Genomic DNA, 6,829 nt, shown 5'->3' with positions numbered 1-6,829 from the left:
CCGCCCGCCCCCCCGCGGGGGGGGCCGGGGGCCCGCCGCCTGGGGCCCGCGGCCACGCCGGACCCCCTCCCCACCCAGTACCTCGAAGAGGCCGACCAGCTCGCGCACCGCATCTCGGTGGTCGACCACGGCCGGGTCATCGCGGACGGCACGGCGGACGAGCTGAAGTCGAAGATCGGCGGCGACCGGATCGACGTGGTGGTGCGGGACGCGGCCCAACTGGAGGACGTGGCCCGCCTGTTGCCCGGCGATGCCGCCCTGGACGCCGACCGCAGGCTGGCGAGCGCACCGGTCGCGGACCGGATGGAGGCGCTCACCGGGGTCGTACAGGCGCTGCGGGCGGCCGGCATCGAGGCCGAGGACATCGCGGTGCGCAGGCCGACGCTGGACGAGGTGTTCCTGCGGCTCACGGGACGTACCGAAGATCAGGAACGTATGAAGGAGGCCGTGTGAGTACGTCCATGACGAGTGGTCCGTCGATGACGGCCGGTACACCGATGGCGCGGGGCTCGGCGATCGGCTGGGCCGCGACCGACTCCTGGACCATGACCCGGCGCGAACTCGCGCACTGGGCGCGGCAGCCCGTGCAGGTCCTCGTCGGCCTGGTCTTCCCCGTGATGCTGCTGCTGATGTTCAACTACCTGATCGGCGGCGGAAAGGGCATCGAGGGCGACTACGCCGAGTTCCTGGTGCCCGGCATGTTCGCGCTGACCATGACCTTCGGCCTGGACGCCACGATGGTCGCGGTCACCCAGGACCTCAACAAGGGCGTGATCGACCGCTTCCGGTCGATGCCGATGACCAACGGGGCGGTCCTCGTGGGCCGTTCGGTCGCCGACATGCTGCAGTCCTTCGCCTCGCTCCTGGTCATGATCGGCGTCGGCCTCGCGATCGGCTGGCGCTGGCACGGCTCCTTCGGGGCGGCGCTCGGCGCGGTGGGGCTGCTGCTCCTGCTGCGGTTCGCGATGCTGTGGATCGGCATCCATCTGGCGATGGTCGCGGGGAAGCCGGAGCTGGTGGCGGCCGTGCAGATCCTGGTCTGGCCGGTCGGCTTCCTCTCCAACGCCTTCACCGTCCCGCAGAACATGCCGGGCTGGCTCGGCGCGGTGGTCGAGTGGAACCCGATGTCGGCGACGGCCACGGCGGTGCGCGATCTGTTCGGCAACGACCCGGGAGTGGTGGGCACTTCGTGGGCGGCCGAGCATGCGGGGCTGCTTGCCGTGCTGTGGCCCGTGGTGCTCGTGGGGGTGTTCCTGCCGCTGGCCGTGCGGAAGTTCGGGGCGCTCAGCAAGTAGGCACGCAGGTGCGCTCCCCTAGTGGTGGAACCCCGTGGCCGCCTCCCGGTCCCGGGTGAACGGGTGGGGCTGGCTGCGCAGTTCGGGCAGCAGTCGCCGCAGGTCCGCGATGAACAGGTCCGCGAGGTCGGCCGAGAAGCCGTTGCGGCAGACCACGCGGAGCACCGCCAGGTCCTCGCGGTGGGCCGGGAAGGTGTACGCGGGCACCAGCCAGCCCCGCTCGCGCAGCCGCCGGGACACGTCGAAGACGTCGTACGCCTTGACGTCGTCCCGCGTCGTGAACGTGAACACCGGCAGCTGGTCGCCGCGCGTGATCAGCCGGAAGTCGCCGAGCGCCTCGACGCGTTCGGCGAGCCCGCGGGCGACGTCCCTGCTCGCCTGCTGCACGGCCCGGTAGCCGCCGCGGCCCAGGCGCAGGAACGTGTAGTACTGCGCGGCGACCTGCGCGCCGGGCCGGGAGAAGTTCAGCGCGAACGTCGGCATGTCACCGCCGAGGTAGTTCACCCGGAACACCAGCTCCTCCGGCAGTGCGTCCGCGTCCCGCCACAGGGCCCAGCCGACGCCCGGATAGACCAGGCCGTACTTGTGGCCCGAGGTGTTGATCGACGCCACCCTCGGCAGCCGGAAGTCCCACTCCAGGTCCTCGTCGATGAAGGGCGCGATCATCCCGCCGGACGCGCCGTCGACATGCACGGGGATGTCAAGGCCGGTGCGCTCCTGGAGGGCGTCCAGGGCCGCGCAGAGCTCGGCGACCGGCTCGTACGAACCGTCGAAGGTCGAGCCGAGCACGGCCACCACGCCGATCGTGTTCTCGTCGCAGAGCGCTGCGGCGGCCTCGGGGTCCAGGTGGAAACGGTCGCCCTCCATGGGGACCTGGCGGGCCTCGACCTCCCAGAAATTGCAGAACTTGTCCCAGCAGACCTGGACGTTGACGCCCATGACGAGGTTCGGGCGGGCGTCGGGGGAGGGGTAGCGGTCGCCGTTCTTCTTCATCCAGCGGCGCTTGAGCGCCATCCCGGCGAGCATGCACGCCTCGCTCGACCCGGTCGTCGAGCAGCCGACGGCCGCCGTCGGGTCCGGCGCGTGCCACAGGTCGGCGAGCATCGCCACGCAGCGCCGCTCCAGCGTGGCGGTGCGCGGGTACTCGTCCTTGTCGATCATGTTCTTGTCCCGGCACTCCGCCATCAGGACGTCGGCCTGCGGCTCCATCCAGGTGGTGACGAAGGTGGCGAGGTTGAGCCGCGCGTTACCGTCCAGCATCAGCTCGTCGTGCACCACCTGGTACGCCGTCATGGGCGGCAGCGGTCCTTCGGCGAGGCGGTGCTTGGGCGGCGCCTCGGTCATGCCGCCGACCGGGTCGGCCTCTCCGTAGAAGGGGTTCACCGCGAGAGGGCGCTCCTTGGAGTCGCCGTCGGGGTCCTCGCTGCGGTGGAACGGCATGGGCGGTCTCCTCGGGGCTGAGGGGTTCTCCCGGTACAGGCTTTTATGTCCCTGCTGGCGAGGATATGGCCCGCTGCCGGGGCCTGCACTTGCACCTCACGTGGCGTGAGGACACAGGCTGAGGTGCGTACCGAGAGAGAGGCGGGAGCCATGAGCTACTCCGTGGGACAGGTCGCCGGTTTCGCCGGAGTGACGGTGCGCACGCTGCACCACTACGACGAGATCGGCCTGCTCGTGCCCGGCGAGCGCAGCCATGCGGGCCACCGGCGCTACAGCGACGACGACCTGGACCGGCTGCAGCAGATCCTGTTCTACCGGGAGCTGGGCTTCCCCCTCGACGAGGTGGCGGCCCTCCTGGACGACCCGGAGACGGACCCGCGCGAGCATCTGCGCCGCCAGCACGAACTGCTGACCGCCCGGATCACCAAGCTCCAGGAGATGGCCGCCGCCGTCGAGACCGCCATGGAGGCGAAGAAGATGGGCATCAACCTCACGCCCGCGGAGAAGTTCGAGGTCTTCGGGGACCACGATCCCGACCAGTACGCGGAGGAGGTCGAGCGGCGCTGGGGCGACACCGACGGCTACAAGGAGTCGCAGCGCAGGCAGGCCTCGTACACCAAGGACGACTGGAAGCGGATCAACGACGAGTTCACCGCGGTCCACGCCCACATGGGCGAGCTGCTCGACCGGGGCGTCGCGGCCGACTCCGAGGAGGCGATGGACGGGGCGGAGGAGCACCGCCGCTTCATCTCGCGGCACCACTACGAGTGCTCGTACGAGATCCACACCTGCCTCGGTGAGATGTACGTCGCCGACGAGCGGTTCACCGCCTTCTACGAGGCCATCCGGCCGGGGCTCGCGGTGTTCATGCGGGACGCGATCCTGGCGAACGCGGTGCGCAACAGCTGAGATGGGTCAGTAAGGGGCGTCCGCAGTGGCGGATGCCCCTTACTGCTGCCCCAGGCTCACTGCTCCTGGGCGATCACGGCCGCCGTCCCGTACGCACAGACCTCCGTGCCCACGTCCGCGGCCTCGGTGACGTCGAAGCGCATCATCAGGACCGCGTTGGCACCCCGCGCGCGTGCCTGCTCGATGAGGCGCTCCATGGCCTGGTTCCGGGTCTCCACCAGCGTCTTCGTGAGGCCCTTCAGCTCGCCGCCGATCATGGACTTGAGGCCGGCGCCGATCTGGCTGCCCAGGTGCCGGGATGGGGTCTCCCCTGCTCGAGCGCAGCCGAGAGCTTGGGGAAGCACGGTGAGCCGAAGACCTCACCGATAACCTGTTGGACGCGGTAGCCCGGTACGTCGTTCGTCGTCACGACCAGTACGTCGGAGTGCGGATCGGTGCCGCCGCCGAAATCTTCGATACCCATGGCACACAGCTTTGTCCCAGGTGGCGCACAGTGCACCCTGGGATGTGCAGTGGAACCTGGGCACGTCACCTCGCGTTGATAGCTTTGGGCGGCCGTCCCCGCCGCATCGACCCCTCACCCACAGGAGCCCGGAACCGTGACGACGCTTGCGCTCGGACCAAGCTGGCTGGAACCGGATTACCTTCTGAACACGTTCGGGGTGTGGGGCCTGGCGGCGATCGTCTTCGCCGAGTCCGGCCTGCTCATCGGCTTCTTCCTGCCGGGCGACTCGCTGCTGTTCACCACGGGTCTGCTGATCACGACGCAGCAGCTCGACTTCCCGCTGTGGCTGTGCGTCGTCCTCATCTGCGTCGCCGCGATCCTCGGCGACCAGGCGGGCTATCTCTTCGGCAAGAAGGTCGGCCCCGCGCTCTTCAACCGCCCGGACTCCAAGCTCTTCAAGCAGGAGAACGTGGTCAAGGCGCACGAGTTCTTCGAGAAGCACGGCCCGAAGTCCCTGGTCCTGGCCCGCTTCGTGCCCATCGTGCGGACGTTCACGCCGATCATCGCCGGCGTCAGCGGCATGCGGTACCGCTCGTTCATCACGTTCAACGTCATCGGCGGCGTCCTCTGGGGCGCTGGCGTCACGCTGCTCGGTGCCTGGCTCGGCAAGATCGACTTCGTGCGCACGAACATCGAGCCGATCCTCATCCTGATCGTCCTGCTCTCGGCGGCGCCGCTCGTGGTCGAGTACCTGCGCGCACGTGGCAAGTCCAAGAAGGCTGCGGCGACCGCCGGCGAGGCCCCCGGGGCGGCGCCCCAGGCGCCGCGCGGCCGGCACGCCAAGCGCTGAGCGGCTCCCCCGTACGGCAAGAGCGGGCAGCTCCCCGTACGGCCGGAACAGCCAGAGCGGCTAGAAGCCGCGCGTCCGCTTGGCCGCGCGGCGGTTCGCGGCAGACGTGGCGCCCGGCACCTTCAGGATCAGCCGGGAGACCTCGCTCCCCAGGTTCACGCCGATCGCGATGGCAAGCGCCGTAGCGGCGGCCTTGGTGAGCGAGTTGAGACCCGTGGTCATGTCGTTCTGCGCCAGGGCGAGCAGCCCGAAGTAGATCGCGCTACCGGGCAGCAGCGGGCCGATCGCCGCCGTGACGTACGGCAGTGAAGAGGCGAACCGGTAGCGCGAGAAGAGCTGCCCGAACAGGCCCACGAGCCCGGCGGCGATCGCCGTCGCCGCCACCGGCGACAGCTCGAGCGGGGTCTGCGCGAGGGCGCCGAACATCACCCAGGCGATCCCGCCGTTCAGCGTCACGATCAGCACCGTGTTGCGCTCCTGCTGGAGCAGGATCGCGAAGGCGAGACTCAGCGCCATCGACGCCAGGATCTGTATCACCGGGCGCGATGTGGTCTCCAGGAACGCCGTCTCCGGCTTCAGGCTCGTCGCGTCCAGCATCACGCCGAGCGAAAGCACCAGCAGCACGCCGACGACGATGCCCACGACGAGGTAGCAGACCTCCAGGAGACGGGCGGCCGCGGTGATGTAGTAGCCCGTCAGACCGTCCTGTACGCCGGCCACCAGGGCCCGCCCCGGGATCAGCGCGAACAGCCCACCGGTGATCACCGCGGAGGCTCTGACCTCCTGGGAATGTATGAGGCTGAGCGCCACGCCCATCGCGGCGGGCGGCATCGCGGCCATCACGAACTGGTAGAACTCCGGAAGACCGCGCCCCGCGCACAGCCAGGCGAGACGGTCGCCGAGCATCGCGCCGAACGCCGCGATCACGAAGACGAGGACGCCACCGCCGACGAGCACGGAGGCCGCACCGGCGAGCAGCCCGCTCGCCGCCGTCAGCGCCCAGCCGGGGTAGGGGTGGCGGTTACGGCGGATCGCCGCGAGACGCCGGTAGGCCTCCTCCAGGGAGACATCGGTGTCCGTGTCGCTGATGTCGTCCACCAGCTGGAAGACCGCCCCGAGCCGCGTGTAGTCGGTGCCCCGGCGGCGTACCGTCCTGGAGGCCGTGACCGGGTCCTCCACCAGGGACGGCTGGTGCGAGATCGAGAGCAGCGTGAACGTCACGGTCGGCTCGCAGCGGTCGAGGCCGTAGCTGCGGCAGACGGCGAACATCGCCGCCTCCACGTCCTCGGCGCCCTCACCGCCCGCGAGCAGCAGCTCGCCGATACGCAGCGTCAGGTCGAGCACGCGCGGCACGGCGGGCCCGGTCTCGTCCTCGTGCCGCTGCGACGCCTCCGGAGTGGGCCGCTCGGCGACCGGCATGCGCAGCATCGTGCGCATCTGGTCCTGCCAGGGCACTTCCTTGGTGAGCTTCACCAGGGGGACGCCGTGCGGGGGCGTGAAGGCGGGCGGCGCGGTGCGGGCGCTGTAGGTGTGCGGCGGGGTGAACGCCGACTTGTCGGTCTCCTGAGTCGTCGACGAGGGACTCGGCAGACCCGTCGGGATCGCGAACTCGGAGGTCGTCTGCGCCTCGTCCTCGGGCACCGGAGGCTGCGGCACTACACCGGTGGGCTGAGTGAACGCGCTGCGTGCCTCGTCCGACTGTGGCTTGCGGTCTTCCGCATCCTGCTGGTCAGCCACTTACTTCAGCCTCTTTCCCACATACGAACCCTTGTGCACCTCCAGTACGAACAGTATGCGCGGGGATACGCGAACGGGCCGCGCGGTCCTGGTGAAGACCCCCCGGCCCCGCAGAGTCGGGGGGGGGAGGGGAAGTGTCCCAGGGCCCCGGCC

The 6,829-nt window shown here is 70.0% G+C and carries 6 protein-coding genes and 1 pseudogene; 4 read left to right on the top strand and 3 right to left on the bottom strand.

Going from position 1 to position 6,829, the window contains the following annotated elements:
- On the top strand, positions 1–453 hold a 453-nt coding region (locus tag ACFWY6_RS43105; protein ID WP_384702676.1), incomplete at its 5' end, for a DUF4162 domain-containing protein.
- A 26-nt stretch (positions 454–479) separates the two neighbouring features.
- The gene (locus ACFWY6_RS43100) at positions 480–1,295 is read left to right on the top strand and encodes an ABC transporter permease (RefSeq protein ID WP_384702679.1); all 816 of its coding nucleotides are present in this window, start codon (positions 480–482) and stop codon (positions 1,293–1,295) included.
- An 18-nt stretch (positions 1,296–1,313) separates the two neighbouring features.
- Here the strand turns inward: ACFWY6_RS43100 and ACFWY6_RS43095 are convergent, their stop codons facing one another.
- Positions 1,314–2,735 carry a glutamate decarboxylase gene (locus tag ACFWY6_RS43095; RefSeq protein WP_384702673.1) on the bottom strand — a complete coding sequence of 474 codons (1,422 nt, stop codon included), beginning with the start codon at positions 2,733–2,735 and terminating at the stop codon, positions 1,314–1,316.
- A 150-nt stretch (positions 2,736–2,885) separates the two neighbouring features.
- Here ACFWY6_RS43095 and ACFWY6_RS43090 point away from each other — a divergent pair, with 150 nt between their 5' ends.
- Complete coding sequence (locus ACFWY6_RS43090; protein ID WP_384702670.1) at positions 2,886–3,644, top strand: MerR family transcriptional regulator; 759 nt, start codon at positions 2,886–2,888, stop codon at positions 3,642–3,644.
- Between the two features lie 56 nt (positions 3,645–3,700).
- Here the strand turns inward: ACFWY6_RS43090 and ACFWY6_RS43085 are convergent.
- Positions 3,701–4,107 (bottom strand): annotated as a pseudogene (locus tag ACFWY6_RS43085) (YbjQ family protein).
- Between the two features lie 136 nt (positions 4,108–4,243).
- Between ACFWY6_RS43085 and ACFWY6_RS43080 the strand changes: the two are divergent.
- Complete coding sequence (locus tag ACFWY6_RS43080; protein WP_384702667.1) at positions 4,244–4,939, top strand: DedA family protein; 696 nt, start codon at positions 4,244–4,246, stop codon at positions 4,937–4,939.
- A gap of 60 nt (positions 4,940–4,999) precedes the next feature.
- Here the strand turns inward: ACFWY6_RS43080 and ACFWY6_RS43075 are convergent, their stop codons facing one another.
- Positions 5,000–6,676, bottom strand: a complete 1,677-nt coding sequence (locus tag ACFWY6_RS43075) for a threonine/serine exporter ThrE family protein (protein WP_384702664.1) — start codon at positions 6,674–6,676, stop codon at positions 5,000–5,002.
- Between the last annotated feature and the right edge of the window lie 153 nt (positions 6,677–6,829).

It is taken from the genome of Streptomyces sp. NPDC059037, from assembly GCF_042740015.1.
Taxonomy (GTDB): Bacteria; Actinomycetota; Actinomycetes; order Streptomycetales; family Streptomycetaceae; genus Streptomyces.
This window is presented reverse-complemented; position numbering and strand designations above follow the sequence as displayed.